Source organism: Natronococcus sp. A-GB1, assembly GCF_029688845.1.
Classification (GTDB): domain Archaea; phylum Halobacteriota; class Halobacteria; order Halobacteriales; family Natrialbaceae; genus Natronococcus.
The window spans coordinates 19586-35761 of sequence record NZ_JARUKW010000024.1 but is presented as its reverse complement, the minus strand read 5'-3'; the positions used below and the strand labels follow the sequence as shown (position 1 = coordinate 35761).

The window sequence follows — 16176 nt, the reverse complement described above, 5'->3', positions numbered from 1 at the left end:
CCTCCGGCGTCGGTGTCGCGTGTGTGTTCCGTGCATGGTGTCAGGAGGCGAATTCCTCGATCGCCGTCGCGAGGAGGCCCTCGATCCATCCCGAGCTCACACCCATCGCGAGCGCGACGGCGGTCGCTGCGACGACGACGGCGACCGTTCCGACCGTGACCCGGGCCTCCGTGTCCCGCGGACCTTCGAACGGGTGGAAGTACAGACGGCTGATGAAGGGGACGACGTAGGCGAGCGTCAACAGCGTGCTGAGGACGACCAGCGCCGCGACGAGCCACATCCCGTGCTGGATCGCCCCCAGCGCGATGTACCACTTGCCGACGAAGCCGACCGTCGGGGGGAGGCCGATCATCGCGATCCCCAGCAGCGCGAACGTCGCCCCCAGCAGCGGCGCCTCGTTCGCGAGGCCCGCGTACTCCTCGAGCGAGCGGGCCTCGAAGCGGAGCGCGAAGATGCCGGCGACGAGACAGAGCGCCCCCTTGACGATCCCGTGGCCGAACAGCTGCAGGATCGAACCGAAGATCGCGTCCTCGTTGGCGATCGTAAAGCCCGCGACGACGAGGCCGGCCTGGGAAATCGTCGAGTACGCGAGGACGTCCTTGATCCCCCGGTGGACCGCCGCCAGCAGGTTGGCGAGCAGCATCGTCGCAAGCGAGACCGCCAGGATCCCGTCGACGAGGATCGGGTTGGCCGCGAGGAAGTCGGTCGTGTACACGGTAAAGAGGATTCGCGAGAAGGCGTAGACGGCCGCGGCGGGGATCACGCCCGAGATCAGCGCGCTCAGGGCGTCGGGGGCGACGCCGTGGGCGTCGACGAGCCAGGTGTGAAACGGGAAGAGGCCGATGCTGATCCCGAGCCCGACGGCCATCAGGAGAAACGAGGTGACCACCAGCGGGTCGGCGTAGCCGACCGCGGGGAGCCGTTCGGCCAGCAGCGCCATGTTTGCCGTTCCCGTCGCGACGACCGCGACGGCGACTCCCGCCAAGTAGACGCCGACGCCGAGGGTCCACAGGACGACGTACCGAAAGGTCACGTCGTTGTCCCACCCGGTTCCCGTCGCGTCGACGAGGGCGACCGTCGAGAGCCCGAGCAACAGCAAGAAGAGGGACAGCACGAACAGATCGCCCGTCAACGTGACGCCGATCACGCCCGCGACGATCGCCAGATATCCCCCGTAGAAGATATTTCCCCGGGGCCCCGCCGTCCGGGTGTACGCGAGCGCGCCGAGCGCGACCAGCGAGTCAAGCAGGACGATCACGCCCGAAAAGCCGTCGGCCTGTAGCTCCGTGGCATAACCGAGGCGATCCGGCGAGAGCCGGTACTGGATCGGTTCGCCGGTGACGAGCGCGACCGCCAGCACGACCGAGAGGACGAACGTCACCGACAGCGACGCCGCGGCGATCGACCACCCGACCTCGTCGAGCCGGCCGGCTGCAAGCACGGAGAGCGCCGCGGCTCCGAGCGGGACGACGACCACGGCACCGACGATCCACTGGAGTTCGATCATCGGGTACACGGGACGGGATGCCGACGCGAGTCGTCCTCGGCCGAACGGGCCCGCCGGAATCGAGTGCGGGTAAGGGGCTCGATGCTTTCAAAATGGTGATTCTCTCACCGGCAACCGCCGCGGCCGAACTCCACGTTTATAACGGCACGCTGCGTGTCCCCGTACGTCATGCGCGCTGTACGACTCTCGGAACACGGCGGACCGGACGTACTGCAGGTCAAGGAGATCGACCGACCTGAGCCAGCGGCCGACGAGCTCCTGCTCGAGATCGAGGCCGCCGGGGTCAACCCCGTCGACACCTACTTCCGTGAGGGGTCGTACGAGCCCCTCGGACCTCCGTTCACGCCGGGCGTGGACTTCGCGGGCGTCGTGGTGGAGGCCGGCTCGAGCGCGGACGGCTTCGAGGAGGGCGACCGCGTCTACGGCACCGGGATCGGCAACGGCTCGTTCCAGGGCGGCTACGCCGAGTACGCGACGGTGCCGACCGACCGCGTCGTCCACCTGCCCGACGGCGTCGACGCCCGCGAGGCGGGCGCGGCGGGCGTCGTCGGCGTCACCGCCTGGCGCGCGCTGATCGACCACGCCGACCTCGAGCCGGCCGAGAACTGCCTCGTCCACGGCGGCTCCGGCGGCGTCGGCCACATCGCCGTCCAGATCGGCGACGCCGTCAGCGCCAGGGTCGTGACGACCGCCTCCGAGCAACACCACGGCACGCTCGAGGATCTGGGCGCCGACACCGCCCTCGACTACTCGCGCGACGACCTCGCCGACGCCGTCCTCGAGGCGAGCGACGGCGGCGTCGACGCGATCCTCGACCACCGGCTCGACGACTACCTCCAGTTCGACGCCGAGGTCGCGGCGACGGGCTGTCGGGTCGTCGGCATCGGCGAGAACGACCCCGATCCGGGCTTTACCAGCGTCGGTGCAGCCCGCTCGGCGGACGTCAGCTATCAGTTCATGACGATGTTCAACACGCCGGATCTTCGGGTTCCGCTGCGGGGGGTCGCCAACCTCATGGAGCGCGGTCGCCTCTCGGTCGAGATCGACCGCACGTACGACCTCGAGGAGGCCGCCCAGGCCCAGCGCGACGTGATGGAGGACAGCTTCTTCGGGAAGCTCGTTCTCGAGCCGTAGTCCGATCGACTTCGGTACGGATCCAACCGTACTACTATTACTACTGCATGCGTAGGAGTAACATGGCTCCGAACCCCAGCGAGCGTGGCGGCCGCGAGACGGAGACGGGGGTGAGTGTGCACCCGGACGCGATCGACGACGTGGCGTATCTCACGCGATCACACCATCGAACGACCGCGCTCGTCGCGCTGGCGGAGCGGCCGCGAACGCGGGCCGATCTCCGCGAGCTGACCGGGGTCTCGCGGTCGACGATCGGTCGCACTCTGCGGGCGCTCGAGGATCGCGGCTGGATCGAACGAACCGACCACCGCTACGAGGCGACGCCGCTCGGCGCGTTCGTCGCGTCGGGGATGCGGGAGCTGCTCGATCGCGTCGAAACCGAGCGGAAACTCCGTGGGATCTGGGTCTGGTTTCCGGACGAGGTCCGGCGACTACCCCTCGAGTCGTTCTCGGAGGCGGTCGTCACGATCCCCACCGTCGACGACCCGTACCGACCGGTCAACCGATTCGTCTCCCTGCTCCGGGAGACCGACCGATTCCGGTTCGTCGGCTTCGAGCTGGCGCTGCTCGAGCCCTGCCGGGACGAGCTCTGTGGGCAGGTCGTCGACGGGATGGCGGCGGAGGTCATCGACCCGCCGTCGGTCGTCAGCTACATCCGAACGACCTACCCCGAGCAGTCGGAACGAACCCTGGCGAGTGGCAACCTCACCGTGTTGATCCACGAGGAGCTGCCCGAGTACGGACTCAGCCTCTTCGACGATCGGGTCGGAATCTGTGGCTACCACCCCGACAGCGGGACCGTCCGGGCGTTCGTCGACACCGACGACTCGGCGATCCGCGAGTGGGCCGTCTCGACCTACGAGGGGTACCGTCGGGAGGCGCGTCCGATCGCGGTCGAAACGCCCGCCGAGTAGCGACGACCGCGCGTTCGCGGTCCGTACGAACCGGAGTCGGCGAATCGGGTAAGGTCCGGATCGATCCCGTTCGCAACGGTCGACAACCGGTCACCGGCTGCAACGGAGCCGGCCGACGATCGATCGTCACTAGTTACGTATATGATATGTGTGAACGTATCCGAACGTGATGAGCGATCGATCGTCGATCACGACCGCCGTCGACTTCGTGTCCGTTCTCGAGCGGCAACGCGCTCGAGTTCGGGCCGATCGGCGACGGTCGCGAACCGACCGTTCGACCGTCGCGACCGACGAGCGGGAGCTGCGACGCGAGATCGCGGCCGTCTACCGGATCGTCGCTAACGCATCGGACGAGGGTGACAACCTGCAGTTCCCGACGGGCCGCGAGCTGGCGTCCCGCCTCGGCTATCCGCCAGCGGAGATCGGTCGGCTCCCGGCCGCGGCCGTCGACTCCTTCACCGGCGTCGGCTATCACCTCGATCTGGCCGACCTCGACGCCGGCGACGTCGTCCTCGAGTTCGGCTGCGGCTCCGGAACGGACGCGCTCGTCGCCGCCGCGCGGGTCGGCGACAGCGGGCGCGTGATCGGCGTCGATCCCGTCCCCGAGCAGCTGGCGAACGCGCGCCGGTGTCGCGAGGACGTCGGCGCCGCGAACGTCTCGCTCTGCCGGGCGACGGCCGAGGCGATCCCGCTCGAGGACGAGACGGTCGACGTCGTCCTGTCGAACGGTGCGCTCTCGCTCTCGCCGAGGCCGGAGCGAGCCCTCGCGGAGGCGGGTCGCGTCCTCCGTCCGGGGGGCGGCTGGCGGTCTCCGAACTCGTCGGCGAGCGTCGACTCCCCGAGCGGATCAGGACCGACCCCGAGCTGTGGGCCGCGGGCATCGGCGGCGCGATCCGGAGCGACGACTACGCCGGCCTGCTCGAGACCGCCGGGTTCGACGACGTGACGGTCAGGGAGAACCCTTGGTACGAGTTCGTCTCGGATCGGGCTCGAGGCGCCTGCCAGCAGTACGGCGTCGGGAGCTTCTCCGTTCGCGCCCGCTGCCGACGATGAGGGCTGTCCCTCAGACCAGTTCCGAGACGGCCGCCATCGTCGTCTCCTTGTCCGCCTCGCTCATCCCGTCGACGAACCCGATCCGGACGGCGTCGACGCCGTCGATCCCGGCGTAGTCGGCGACCCACTCGCGGACCTCCTCGGAGGTGCCGGCGGGCGCCAGCTCGTCGAGCACCTCGTCCGGGAGCCGCGCGGCCATCGCCTCCGTATCCCGGTCCTGCCAGGCCTCGCGGATATCCGCGACGACGTCGGGGTAGCCCTGCTCGGCCACGGAGTCGCCGTAGTAGGGGCCGTACGCCCCGAGCATGAACGCGATCGTTTTGCGCGCTCGCGACCTCGCGTGCTCGCGATCCTCGGCGGCGATCCCGCGGACGATCGGGCTTACGCGCAGCTCGTCGGGACCCCTGTCGGCAAGTTCCGCGCCCCGATGGAGGTCCTCGAGCCGATCCTCGAGACCCGATTTCGTGAACAGCTGTGGCGCCCAGCCGTCGCCGAACCGCCCGGCCATCTCGGTCGCCGTCGGACCGAGGGTGGCGAGGTCGATCGGCGGCGGGTTCTCGGGGACGTCTCGCTCGTAGTTGAGCCCGGCGATATCGAAGATCTCGCCTTCGTAAGCGGGGGTGCCCTCGTCGTACACCGCCCGAACGATCTCGATCGCCTCCCGCGTGCGCCGCAGCGGTCGCTCGAACGATTCGCCGTGCCAGCGTTCGGTGATCGCGGGCGAACTCGGACCGAGCCCGAGCCGGTATCGGCCGTCCGAGGCGTCATGCAGGGCCAGCGCGGTCTGGGCGAGCATCGCCGGCGACCGTCCGAACGGCGAGATGACGTCGTTCGAGATTCCGAGTTCGTCGGTCCGGTCGGCGATCAGCGTCAGCGCCGGAACGATGTTCCAGCCCGTCGTCTCGCCCGTCGTGATCCGGTCGAATCCAAGCTCCTCGGCCCGGACGGCGCGGTCGGCGACGTCCTGGGGTCGGTCGTAGTCGCCGAGCCGTACGAGCAGATCTAGTTCCGCGTTCATACGCCACCCCGCTGCAGCGATCGTCGCGTCATACGTGTCACCATCGACCAGGCGACTAATTGACTTAACGGACCTTCACATCTAGAGTCACACACTTTTCCGCCGAGTTGTGGTATCGATCCCGTTCTATGGACGAAACGAACGGAACTCGACCGAACGTCCTTCTGATGCACTGCCATGACCTCGGCCGGTACCTGGGTTGTTACGGCGTCGACATCGAGACGCCCGCGATCGACTCCCTCGCAGCGGAGGGAGCGATATTCGAGAATCACTTCGTCACGGCTCCCCAGTGTACGCCGAGCCGGGGGAGCCTCATGACTGGCCGACATCCCCACGTTAACGGGCTGATGGGGCTCGCACACGCACACTGGGAGCTCGACGACGGGGAACGGATCGTTCCGCACTACCTCAGCGACGCCGACTACGAAACCCACCTGTTCGGTCTCCAGCATATCACGCAGGATACGGACAAGCTCCAGTACGACTACATCCACTCCGAAGGGAATCTGTACCCGGGCGTCTCGCCGGCCGTTCACCAGGCGAACCGAGCACGGACCGTCTCCTCGGTCGTCGCATCGTTTCTCGAGCGATCCGGGTTCGACGAGCCGTTTTTCGCCTCCGTGGGGTTCTTCGAGTGCCACCGGGTCGAGGAGGACGATGGCCGATTCGGCTTCGACTCGGATCACTACGAGACCGACGATCCCGACGAGGTACGGCCGCTCCCGTACCTCCCCGACCGCCGCGGGATCCGACAGGATCTGGCCGAGATGCGCGGTATGGTTTCCGCGCTCGACGACGGGATCGACACGATCCTCTCGGCGCTCGAAAGTGCAGGAATCGCGGACGAAACACTCGTGATCTTCACGACGGAACACGGGATCGCCTTCCCGCTTGCGAAAGGGAGTTGTTACGACGCTGGTATCGAAGCCGCACTGTTGATGCGAGGACCTGGGATCGACGCCGGACAACGACACGGGGAGCTGCTCAGCAACGTCGACGTTCTCCCGACGCTGCTCGAGTACGTCGATATCGAGGTCCCCGATACCCTCAACGGTCGCAGCTTTCTTCCGCTGCTGACCAACGAGGAGTACGACCCCCGGGAACGGGTGTTCGCCGGGATGACCTGGCACGACATGTACAACCCCGTCCGAGCGATCCGGACGGAGCGATACAAGTACATCAGGAACTTCTGGCACCTGCCGAAGAGCTACCTCTCGAAGGATATCTTCGCCAGCGAGGCTGGCCGCGAGGTCCGGGAGGCGTACGGCGTTCCGTACCGCCCCTACGAGGAACTGTACGACCTCCGGCACGCGCCACAGGAGGACAAGAACGTGGTGTTCGAGCCCCAGTTCCAGGACGTTCGCACCGAACTCTCCCGGCAACTCTACGAGTGGATGGAGGAAACCGACGATCCGCTGCTCGACGGCCCGGTTCTCCCCGGCGACTACGAAAAGATCCACTCGTGGCCCCACGAGTCGTAGGCAGCGCGTCGGCGTCGTCGCCGAGCAGAAATACCCCGGCCGCGTGATCGGCATCGAGTGCGGTGTTCGCGAGGCGAAACGCGTTTCAGACGCATTCCAGGTCGGTCGTCTCGAGGACGATTCCGAGCTGCATACGCCGTGCTACCACGGCACGCTATAGTAACAACTAATACTGTTTGCACACCGATCGCACAGCCGTCGTGCGGTCGGGTGCGCACTGACGTTCAGTGGCTACTAGAGGTGAACGATCACGCCGAATCGCTCACGACGACAGCACGGCCGCACACAGCTCGCGGGCCGCCTCGCAGTGGGCGACCGCGTCCTCGTGGTCGGGATCGTCGGCCGCCGAGAGCAACCGCTGGACCTGATGGACGCGCTTTCTGGCCGTCTCCGGATCGACGTCTTCGGATCGACGTCTTCGGCGGTCGCGTCCCGGGCGACGGCCTCGGCCTCGCCAAGCCAGCGGTTCGTCCGCGGATCGATCGGCAGCTCGGCCGTCGCCTCGAGGTGGTGGCAAAGCGCCGCAAGACGCTCCTCGAGGGAGTCCTCGGAATCGGTCACGTTCGAGGGGACGGGCTCGAGCGCCGTGACCGTTGTCCCCGCGTAAACTCCGGACCCGGGACCGTCGCGAAGACGGGGACAACGTTGATACCGCCGGTGAATAATGTGGCCGTATGACACACGACTGTTCGTTCCTCGAGGAACTTCCCCTCGCGGACGACCAGCGCTCGTTCGCCGACGGGCGGCGCGACAGCCACGCCGCCGACTGGGGGACCGAGCAGCTGGGAGCGGGCGTTCGACCCGACGCCGTCGTCTGGCCCGAGAGCACGGACGACGTCTCGGCGGTGCTGGCGGCGGCGACCGACCACGGCGTTCCCGTGACCCCCTATGCCGCAGGGACGGGCCTCGAGGGCAACGCCGTCCCCGCTCGCGGCGGCATCAGTCTCGATCTCACCCGGATGGACGACGTTCGCGACTACCGACCTGACGACTTTCAGATCGACGTCGGGCCGGGGATCGTCGGCTCCGCGGTCGACGAGTACGTCGCGAGCGACGGGCTCTTTTTCCCGCCGCTGCCGTCGTCGGGCGATATCTCGACGATCGGCGGGATGATCGCGACCGACGCCAGCGGGATGCAGACCGTCAAGTACGGCGAGGTCGCCGACTGGGTGCTCGGGCTCGAGGCCGTGCTGGCCGACGGAACCGTGGTACAGACGGGATCGCGGGCGATCAAGACCTCGAGCGGCTACAACCTCACCGAGTTGCTCGTCGGCAGCGAGGGAACGCTCGCGGTCGTGACGGAGGCGACGCTCGAACTCGCCGGCCGACCCGCGCAGATCCGCGGCGGTCGAGCGATCTTCGAGACGCTCGAGGACGCGACCGGGGCCGTCTCCGAGTCGATCCGAACCGAGGTCGACGTCGCCCGGATCGAGCTCGTCGACGGGCTGAGCGCTCGGATGGCAAACGCCTACCTCGGCACCGACCTCCCCGACGCGCCGATGGTCTTCCTCGAGTTTCACGCCAACCACGGTATCGAGGAGGAGATCGAACTCTGCCGGACGATCTTCGAGGCACATGACGTCGCTCGCTTCGAGACGAGCGCCGACGACGCCGAGATGGACGACCTCTGGCGGGCCCGTCGAGAGCTGGCCTACGCCGTCGCGACGTACGACGCCGACCTCGAGCCGCTCCACCCCGGCGACGTGACCGTGCCGATCAGCGCCTACCCCGAGATCGTCCGCGAGACCAGGCGGCTCGCCGACGAACACGACCTGCTGATCCCCTGCTTCGGTCACGCGGGCGACGGTAACCTCCACTACGCCGTCCTCGTCGACCGCGACGATCCCGACCACGTCGACCTCGGGGAAGCGATCTACGCCGAGATCGTCGAACGAGCGCTCGAGTTGGGCGGGACCGCGACCGGCGAGCACGGTATCGGCCAGGGGAAACGGGAGTACCTCGAGGCCGAACACGGCGCCGGTGCAGTCGACGCGATGAAACGGGTCAAGCGCGCGCTCGATCCGACGGGGACGCTGAACCCGGGGAAGATCTTTCCGTAGTCGTCGAACGCGTCGAGGACGAACCGGGCGTCAGCCGCCCCACTCTCCGTCCATGTCGTCGGCGACGCTGTCGCGCCACTGTTCGAAGCGATCCCGGCAGGTGGTGTTCTCGTCGTCCGCGATGTGGTCCATGAAGCCCGGCCCACCGTCCGCGACGGGCTGGCTACAGAACGGACAGAAGTCGGGGTTGTCCCACTGCGACGAGTCCTGCGACGGGTGTGTGTGGTCTTTCATACCACACATTTCGTCTCTCCACTCTTAACTGTAGTCGTCCACAAAACGACATCTCCGTCCCGGATCAGCGTATCTGGCACGGCTGAGTCCTCTCGAGCGATCGCGTCCTCGAACCGCGCGCCGACGACGCGGAGATAGAGACCGCTGGCCCGCTCGACGCGATGCACGAGCCAGCGCACATCCGATTCCACGGGAGACGGTGAATTCGAAGCGAATCGTCCTGATGCCGGCGGAGGGCTGAACAGGTGAGCACTCCGTTCCCGAAGATACTTATCAGTTATCTATCCTGTTGAGATATGGTCGCTCGGACCCCGAGTCGTCGTGCCCTGCTGAGATCGATCGGTGCAGCAACGACGGCGCTCGCCGGATGTGTCGCCGACGACGACGATCCACAGGTCGGACTCGGCGAAGTGCAACTCGTCAACTACCTCGAGGAGGACGTGACGGCGACGGTGACGATCCACCGAGCCGAGGAGCTGGAGTACGAGGCCGACCACGAGCTCGAGGGGTATCGAACGCGGGAGATCGGCGACGACGTGGCCGACGAGACGAGCATTCGCGAATCCTGGATGGGCGACCGCGTCCACTACACGGTCGACGTCCGAACGGACGTCGGCTCGCTCGAAACGACGTACTCGACGAGCGACGTCGAGGAGCTCGTCGACGACTGGGGTGAAAGCGAGTGTTTCACCCTACTGATGCGGATCGATTCGGATCGTCTCAACACTGCGCTCGGAACGAGCGAGACGTGTCCGTCGGACGAGTGACGACCCAGCCGGCGTCGGTCAGTCGTGTACCAGCACGTCCAGCACGTCGGGTCCCTCGCGAGCAAGGGCCTCCTCGAGCACCCCATCGATCTCGTCGGGGGTCTCGACGAGGTGGCCACGGGCGCCGTGGCTCTCGGCGTTCTTCGGGATGTCGACCGGCGGCTCGAAGTCCATGCCGGTAAACTCGTAGTCGTCCTCCTCCCCGCCCATAATTTTGAGTGTGTTGTCCTTCAGGATACGGTAGTTGCGGTTGTCGGGGACGACGACGGTGAGATCGAGATCGTAGCGGGCCGCGCTGTACAGCGTGTTGGGGTAGTACAGATAGGAGCCGTCGCCGATAAAGCCGACAACGTCGCGGGGCTCGGCGCGCTGGCTCTCGGCCAGTGCCGCGCCCACGGAGGCCGGCAGCCCGTAGCCGAGCCCGCCGCCCTTGTTCGAGATGTACTGTTCGGGCGCGAGGTCCCACCGGGAGAGCATGGCGTACTTCGCGGTGATCCCCTCGTCGACGACGTAGGCGTCGGCGGCGACCCGTTCGATCGCGTCGACCAGTTCGGCCTTCGAGGCCCGCGGATCGCCCGGTGCTTCGTCCTCGCCCATCTGCGAGACTTGCGCCTCGACCATCTCTTTGACCGCGGCGACGCGCTCGAGGCGTTCCTCGACTACCTCCTCCGGAAGTCGCTTGCGAACGCGCTCGGTAAGTCCCTCGAGGGCGAGTCCCGGATCGCCGATCACCGCGGCGTCGGCCGGCTGGTTCTTGCCGAGCTCCCAGGCGTCGGGGCCGACGTGGATACAGGTCGTCTCGGGGTCGACTAGCGCTTCCTCGTGGCGGGTCAGTGTCGTGTTCGTCGAGCAGCCGACGAACGCCAGGGTGTCGCTGTCCATCAACATCGCGGCGAGGTCCTCGTCCGGCGGGATGTAGGAGACCCACTGGTCGTGGTCGGTCGGATAGTCGATCTCGCAGGCCAGAATCTCGCCGTGGACACGGGCCCCTGAGGCTTCGGCGAGGTCGACTGCGGCCGCGACGGCGTCGGCACCGGAGCGAGCAACCTCGTCGCCGACGACCATCACCGGGTCGTCGGCCTCGGCGAGCAGGTCGGCCGCCAGATCGAGCTGTCCCGGATCGCCGCTCCCGGCGTTGGGAATCGGCCCGAGCCGTTCGGGACTGGCGTCGGTCTCCTCGAGGGTGACGTCCAGCGGCAGCGCGAGGAAGACGGGCCCGGTCGGCGGCGTCATAGCGACGCGGAACGCCCGCCGGAGCATCATCGGTAGCGCCTCGACGTCTAAGACCTCGTCGGACCACTTGCAGAAGTCCTCGGCCATCCCGGCGAGATCCCCCGAGAGAATCGGCTCCTCGTGGCGGAAGTCCGTGCTGTGGTTGCCCGCCGTCACGACCAGCGGCGCACCGGTGATCTTGGCTGCGTAGAGATTGCCGAGCCCGTGGGCGAGCCCCGGCGCGATGTGGAGGTTCGCCACCCCGACGGGCGTGATCGACTCGTCGTGGTGGGCGTGATAGCGTCTGGTCTGGGCGTAGCCGCCGGCCATCCCGACCGCGACGTCCTCGTGGAGGCCCAGTACGTACTCGAGGTCGCTCTCGCCGATCGCGTCGACGATCGGCAGCTCCGTCGTTCCGGGGTTGCCGAAGACGTAGTCGACGCCGTAGGACTCGAGGGCGTCGACGAAGAGGTCGGCCCCGGTGTATCCGTCCGTCATGCTCTCCCGTGGGTCCCGGTTGATCATGAAACTGTGTCCCCCGGCCACCTGGTCCGTGGTCTGTTTGCCGGTTCTCGGACTATTAGAGATCGGGCAACGAGACGGTCGCGTATGAGCGATCAGCTGCTGGTTCTGAACAAGGATTCGGACACGATGTCCGTCATCGACGCCGACACCGGCGAGACCGAGCGGGTCCTCGAGACCGAGTTCAACCCCCACGAGATCGCCGTCGGCCCCGACGGCAAAACGGTGTACGTCACCTGCTCGCTGGGCGATACCCTGCTCGCGTTCGATCCCGAGACCTGGGAGCGAACCGCTGAGATCGAACACGAGGGGTTCGACTTCCCACACGGGCTCGCAGTGCGGGAGGACGCGGGCGAGCTGTGGCTGGCCTCGACCTACAGCAGCCGCGTCTACGTCCTCGACTGCGAGACGAACGGGATCGTCGACCACTTCCCGACCCACCAAGACAAATCCCACATGGTGGCGCTGACGCCCGACGAGGACCGAGCGTTCGTCGCCAACATCGGCAGCGGGAACGTCACCGCGATCGACTGCAGGCAGCGACGGATCCTCGGCGATCCGATGGTCGGCGAGGAGCCCGAGGGAATCGCGGCCCACCCCGAGGCCGGGCTGCTCGTCGCCAACCAAGAGGACGGGATGCTGTCGGTGCTCGACCCCGAGAGCTTCGAGCAGACCAACCGCGCGCTGCTTGGCGAGACACCGATCCGCGTCGTCCCCTCGCCCGACGGGCGCCACGTTCTCGTGCCGAACCGCGAGTCGAACGACGTCTCCCTGATCGACACCGAACACGTCCGTGACGGCGAGCAACGGCCGTGGGAGATCGCCCGCGTTCCGGTCGGGATCTGGCCCGGCGGCACCGTCTTCGCACCCGACGGCGACCGGGCGTTCGTCGCCAACAACAAGACCAACGACGTCTCCGTGATCGACTGTGCGAACTGGACGGAGACCGAACGCTACGACACGGAGCTCCATCCCGACGGGATCGCGTACCTCCCCGAGTAGCCGCTCCCCCTCGAGAGCCACGCAAACTCCCCGCTACCCGCGGTATTTTACGTCGGACCGTCGTCACCCGAACCATGTCCCTCGCGAGACACGGGGCCGGCGTCGGGGCGACGGCTCGAGCGTTCTGGTCGCAGGTCCATCCCGTGTTCATGCTCCCGCCGCTCGCCGCCTCGCTGTTCGGGGCGGTGCTGGCCAACGCGTTCGCGCCGGGAGTCGCAACGCTGCACGTCGTCGCGATGTTCGCGGCCGTCTACACGGCCCACGTCAAGGACGGCTACGTCGACTTCTACGTCCGCGGCGAGGACGACGACCACCCGCTGACCGAGCGCGGCTGTCGGCTCGGCCTGGCCGTCTCGACGGCGACGTTCGCCAGCTGTACGGTTGCGCTGTTCGTGTTAGTCGACTGGATCGCCGCCGCCCTCACGATCCCGGCGTGGGTGATCGCCTACTACCACGCCCCCCAGCTCGACATGAATCCGGTGACGGCGACGACGGGCTACCCCCTCGGGATCGCGCTCTCGCTTCTCGGCGGGTTCTACGTCCAGGCGGAGACGTTCGCGCTGGTTCCGATCGGCTTCGCCGCGGTGTTTCTCGTGTTGCTCTCGGGGATCAAGGTAATCGACGACGCCAAGGACTACGACTACGATCGTTCGATCCGCAAACGGACCGTCGCGGTCACCGTCGGCCCGGACCGGGCCTACACCGTCGCCTACGGCCTCATGGTCACGGCCCTGCTCGTCGTCGTTGCCTTCGCCGCCGCGCGGGTGTTTCCGCCCTCTGCAGTGTTGGCCGCACTCGCGTTCGCCGCCATCGCCGTCGTCGCCCACCGCGCGCCGCCGAAGCTGGCGACTATGCTGTTGATCCGCGGTTCGTACGTCTTCCTCGCCGTGCTCGTCGCCGCGGTCTGGTTCGAGCCGCTGGCCCGGTTCTGGTGATGCCGTTGACGTCGAGGCGGATCCCCGTCCCTTTTATCGCCGACCACGAACTGATCCGACAGTGATCGCGAGACGACTGGCCGACTCGAGCCCGAACGAGGTGTAAGACGCCGTGTTCGAGGCGCTTCGAACCGTCCTGCTCGATCCGACGCTGCTGGCGGTGTACCTCCTTGCCGCGGGAGCGATGATCCTCTCGCCCGGCCCCGACACCGTCTACGTGCTGACCCGCAGCGTCGGCGACGGTCGCGAGAGCGGGCTGGCCTCCGCGGCGGGGATCAGCGTCGGCGTCCTCGTCCACACGCTCGCGGCGGCCGTGGGGCTCGCGGCGATCTTCCGGGCCTCCGAGGTCGCCTTCGCCGCCGTCACCTACGTCGGCGCGGCGTACCTGATCTACCTGGGCGTCCGCACGATCCGCGAGACCGAACTGTTTGCCGACGACGACGGCCCCGCGGGCGACGGCAGTCCGTTCCGTGAGGCCGTGATCGTCAACGTCGCCAACCCGCAGGTCGCGCTGTTCTTCCTCGCGTTCCTTCCGCAGTTCGTCGACGGTGCGAGCCACGTCCCGACGCAGCTGTCCGTCCTCGGCGCAATCTACGCGCTGTTGACGATGGCCTACCTGGGAACGGTCGCGCTCGCCTCGAGCGGCGTCCGGACGCTGCTGACCGCCCGACCGCGTCTGGCCACCGGCGTGCAGTGGCTCTCGGGGCTCGTGTTGATCGGGCTCGGGCTGCGGCTGTTCGTCGGGGGCGTCGGGTAGCCGGGCGGTCGGCTGGTCGTCGCTCGTGGCGACCGGCTACACCATTGCGACCGCGAGCATTGCGACGCCGCCGACCGCCGCGACCGCGCCGACGGCCCTCGCGAGCTGCGGTCCCCAGGAGACGGTTCGCTCGAGCGAGAGCACGACCGCGATACCGGCCATCCAGAGGACGTTCATCGAGCCGGCGACGACCATGAGGACGAACAGCGCCCAGCAGCAGCCGACGCAGAAGCGGCTGAACGCCCACCCCATCCTCGCGGCGCCGACGACGCCGGCCCGGTGGTACGTCAGCAGGAAGCCGAACGGCGACCGGCAGCGGTCCAGACAGCGATACTTGTACGGCGAGAGCTGGTAGCCGCCGAGCACGACGAGCACGCCCCCGAACAGGAGCGGGCCGCGATCGGCGGCAAGCGGCGCGATCGGAACGGCCGCGTTGACCGCTAGAGGAACCAGCCCGGTGAGCGTCCAGACGAGCGTATACGTTCCGAGCAGGGCGCCCAGTCGTCCGAACCGTGCGGTCCTCGAGGCCTCTCGGAGCGTCCCGTCGTACAGGCGAAACAGCGGCACCGAGGAGGGGTACATCATGGCGATCATCATCGTCCCCCACATTACCAGATAGAGCACGATTCCGACGACACCGCCCTCGAGGGCCATCGCCTCTGGAACACCGGGATCGGACATCCGCATCTCCATCCCCATCTCCCCGCCCGGCATCGGCAGCCATCGCCGGAGGATCGCGACCCAGGCGAGGAGTGCGATACCGTATACGACGAGTGCGACGACAGGTATCCGTCGGACCGCGGGTCGTTGCCGAACGGAGTCTCGAGTGGTCATGCCGGTAGAGTGCTGTAGTTCGATCAGCCGCTGGCCATCTCGAACGGCCCGAAGTAGGAGTTGTTGCCGCCGACGTCCCACGAGAAGTCGTCGTCATAGTCGACGGTCGCGTCGGTCGTCCTCCCTGTGTTTGCCCGCTCGTCGGGCGGAAGGAACGGATGCGGGAAGACCGTCCCCTGCCGGTCGCCGAAGCCGGCGCTGTCGTCGGTCTCGATGGTGACGATGTCGCCGGCGCTGAACGAGCGGTGACCGTCGGCCGTCGAGTACGAGAACGGAACCGCGACGCTGTCCTCGACCGTCTCGATCAGCGGGGCGGCGGCCTCGAACAGCCCGCCGGCCTCCCCCGAGAAGATGGCCTCGAGCGCCTCGGCCTGATCGTCGTCGGCCGCCTCGTCGATCACGAGGACGACGTGCCAGCCACCCTCGAGGAGGACGCCGTCCTCCCAGACGAGCATTCCCGCGCCCAGTCCGTCGAGCGAGACATCGTCGTACGTTCCCTCTTCGATGGTCCAGAAGCCGGCGAACGTGCACCTGTCGTCGTCGGGGGGCTCGTACCACAGACACTGACACGGAACCGAGCAGTTACACGCCTCGATGAACTCGCCGGCGAGGCGCCACTCCGGCGAATCCTGGGTACTAGCTGTCATGGGACACGATAGATACGCGCGGACCCCTCAGAAAGCTATCCGATGACGAACTGCCAGCGACTGACGATCGTGCAGCCGGTGAAAGCGTAGCGAGTGTTC

At 67.5% G+C, this 16176-nt stretch carries 16 protein-coding genes; 9 read left to right on the top strand and 7 right to left on the bottom strand.

Features of this window, described 5'->3' with window-relative positions:
* Positions 1-40: 40 nt before the first annotated feature.
* A complete protein-coding gene (locus QA600_RS20575) occupies positions 41-1507 on the bottom strand; it encodes a proton-conducting transporter membrane subunit (protein ID WP_278293800.1) in 1467 nt (488 codons plus the stop codon).
* A 168-nt stretch (positions 1508-1675) separates the two neighbouring features.
* On the opposite strand from QA600_RS20575, the gene QA600_RS20570 reads away from it, so the two are divergent.
* From QA600_RS20570 to QA600_RS20560, 3 genes are all read left to right on the top strand, one after another.
* On the top strand, positions 1676-2641 hold the full coding sequence (locus QA600_RS20570) for an NADPH:quinone reductase (protein ID WP_278293799.1): 966 nt from the start codon (positions 1676-1678) through the stop codon (positions 2639-2641).
* A 62-nt stretch (positions 2642-2703) separates the two neighbouring features.
* Entirely contained in the window at positions 2704-3555 is an 852-nt protein-coding gene (locus QA600_RS20565) for a MarR family transcriptional regulator (protein ID WP_278293798.1), read from the top strand.
* A gap of 169 nt (positions 3556-3724) precedes the next feature.
* Positions 3725-4501, top strand: coding sequence for a methyltransferase domain-containing protein (locus QA600_RS20560; RefSeq protein WP_345782043.1), 777 nt, complete (start codon positions 3725-3727; stop codon positions 4499-4501).
* Between the two features lie 117 nt (positions 4502-4618).
* On the opposite strand, the gene QA600_RS20555 is transcribed toward QA600_RS20560, so the two are convergent.
* Positions 4619-5626, bottom strand: coding sequence for a TIGR04024 family LLM class F420-dependent oxidoreductase (locus QA600_RS20555; RefSeq protein WP_278293797.1), 1008 nt, complete (start codon positions 5624-5626; stop codon positions 4619-4621).
* 128 nt (positions 5627-5754) lie between these two features.
* Here QA600_RS20555 and QA600_RS20550 point away from each other — a divergent pair, with 128 nt between their 5' ends.
* Positions 5755-7107 carry a sulfatase gene (locus QA600_RS20550; protein WP_278293796.1) on the top strand — a complete coding sequence of 451 codons (1353 nt, stop codon included), beginning with the start codon at positions 5755-5757 and terminating at the stop codon, positions 7105-7107.
* Positions 7108-7369: 262 nt separating this feature from the next.
* On the opposite strand, the gene QA600_RS20545 is transcribed toward QA600_RS20550, so the two are convergent.
* On the bottom strand, positions 7370-7624 hold the full coding sequence (locus QA600_RS20545; RefSeq protein WP_278293795.1) for a hypothetical protein: 255 nt from the start codon (positions 7622-7624) through the stop codon (positions 7370-7372).
* 157 nt (positions 7625-7781) lie between these two features.
* On the opposite strand from QA600_RS20545, the gene QA600_RS20540 reads away from it, so the two are divergent.
* Entirely contained in the window at positions 7782-9167 is a 1386-nt protein-coding gene (locus tag QA600_RS20540; protein ID WP_278293794.1) for an FAD-linked oxidase C-terminal domain-containing protein, read from the top strand.
* Positions 9168-9197: 30 nt separating this feature from the next.
* On the opposite strand, the gene QA600_RS20535 is transcribed toward QA600_RS20540, so the two are convergent.
* A complete protein-coding gene (locus QA600_RS20535) occupies positions 9198-9401 on the bottom strand; it encodes a hypothetical protein (protein ID WP_278293793.1) in 204 nt (67 codons plus the stop codon).
* A gap of 296 nt (positions 9402-9697) precedes the next feature.
* Here QA600_RS20535 and QA600_RS20530 point away from each other — a divergent pair, with 296 nt between their 5' ends.
* Positions 9698-10168 carry a hypothetical protein gene (locus QA600_RS20530; RefSeq protein ID WP_278293792.1) on the top strand — a complete coding sequence of 157 codons (471 nt, stop codon included), beginning with the start codon at positions 9698-9700 and terminating at the stop codon, positions 10166-10168.
* Positions 10169-10186: 18 nt separating this feature from the next.
* Here the strand turns inward: QA600_RS20530 and QA600_RS20525 are convergent, their stop codons facing one another.
* Positions 10187-11878, bottom strand: coding sequence for a thiamine pyrophosphate-binding protein (locus QA600_RS20525; RefSeq protein ID WP_278293791.1), 1692 nt, complete (start codon positions 11876-11878; stop codon positions 10187-10189).
* Between the two features lie 111 nt (positions 11879-11989).
* On the opposite strand from QA600_RS20525, the gene QA600_RS20520 reads away from it, so the two are divergent.
* From QA600_RS20520 to QA600_RS20510, 3 genes are all read left to right on the top strand, one after another.
* Positions 11990-12904: a YncE family protein gene (locus QA600_RS20520; protein WP_278293790.1), complete on the top strand. Its 915-nt coding sequence runs from the start codon at positions 11990-11992 to the stop codon at positions 12902-12904.
* Between the two features lie 74 nt (positions 12905-12978).
* Positions 12979-13839 carry a UbiA family prenyltransferase gene (locus QA600_RS20515; RefSeq protein WP_278293789.1) on the top strand — a complete coding sequence of 287 codons (861 nt, stop codon included), beginning with the start codon at positions 12979-12981 and terminating at the stop codon, positions 13837-13839.
* Between the two features lie 112 nt (positions 13840-13951).
* Positions 13952-14596 (top strand): LysE family translocator, encoded by a 645-nt coding sequence (locus QA600_RS20510; protein ID WP_278293788.1) that lies wholly within the window; start codon positions 13952-13954, stop codon positions 14594-14596.
* 36 nt (positions 14597-14632) lie between these two features.
* On the opposite strand, the gene QA600_RS20505 is transcribed toward QA600_RS20510, so the two are convergent.
* Positions 14633-15430 carry a DUF2182 domain-containing protein gene (locus QA600_RS20505; protein WP_278293787.1) on the bottom strand — a complete coding sequence of 266 codons (798 nt, stop codon included), beginning with the start codon at positions 15428-15430 and terminating at the stop codon, positions 14633-14635.
* Positions 15431-15453: 23 nt separating this feature from the next.
* Positions 15454-16077, bottom strand: coding sequence for a DUF1326 domain-containing protein (locus QA600_RS20500; protein ID WP_278293786.1), 624 nt, complete (start codon positions 16075-16077; stop codon positions 15454-15456).
* Between the last annotated feature and the right edge of the window lie 99 nt (positions 16078-16176).

Coding starts and splice junctions, on each gene's coding strand:
- QA600_RS20575 (WP_278293800.1), bottom strand. CDS start 1,507: ATGATCGAACTCCAGTGGATCGTCGGTGCCGTGGTCGTCGTCCCGCTC.
- QA600_RS20570 (WP_278293799.1), top strand. CDS start 1,676: ATGCGCGCTGTACGACTCTCGGAACACGGCGGACCGGACGTACTGCAG.
- QA600_RS20565 (WP_278293798.1), top strand. CDS start 2,704: ATGGCTCCGAACCCCAGCGAGCGTGGCGGCCGCGAGACGGAGACGGGG.
- QA600_RS20560 (WP_345782043.1), top strand. CDS start 3,725: ATGAGCGATCGATCGTCGATCACGACCGCCGTCGACTTCGTGTCCGTT.
- QA600_RS20555 (WP_278293797.1), bottom strand. CDS start 5,626: ATGAACGCGGAACTAGATCTGCTCGTACGGCTCGGCGACTACGACCGA.
- QA600_RS20550 (WP_278293796.1), top strand. CDS start 5,755: ATGGACGAAACGAACGGAACTCGACCGAACGTCCTTCTGATGCACTGC.
- QA600_RS20540 (WP_278293794.1), top strand. CDS start 7,782: ATGACACACGACTGTTCGTTCCTCGAGGAACTTCCCCTCGCGGACGAC.
- QA600_RS20535 (WP_278293793.1), bottom strand. CDS start 9,401: ATGAAAGACCACACACACCCGTCGCAGGACTCGTCGCAGTGGGACAAC.
- QA600_RS20530 (WP_278293792.1), top strand. CDS start 9,698: ATGGTCGCTCGGACCCCGAGTCGTCGTGCCCTGCTGAGATCGATCGGT.
- QA600_RS20525 (WP_278293791.1), bottom strand. CDS start 11,878: ATGACGGACGGATACACCGGGGCCGACCTCTTCGTCGACGCCCTCGAG.
- QA600_RS20520 (WP_278293790.1), top strand. CDS start 11,990: ATGAGCGATCAGCTGCTGGTTCTGAACAAGGATTCGGACACGATGTCC.
- QA600_RS20515 (WP_278293789.1), top strand. CDS start 12,979: ATGTCCCTCGCGAGACACGGGGCCGGCGTCGGGGCGACGGCTCGAGCG.
- QA600_RS20505 (WP_278293787.1), bottom strand. CDS start 15,430: ATGACCACTCGAGACTCCGTTCGGCAACGACCCGCGGTCCGACGGATA.
- QA600_RS20500 (WP_278293786.1), bottom strand. CDS start 16,077: ATGACAGCTAGTACCCAGGATTCGCCGGAGTGGCGCCTCGCCGGCGAG.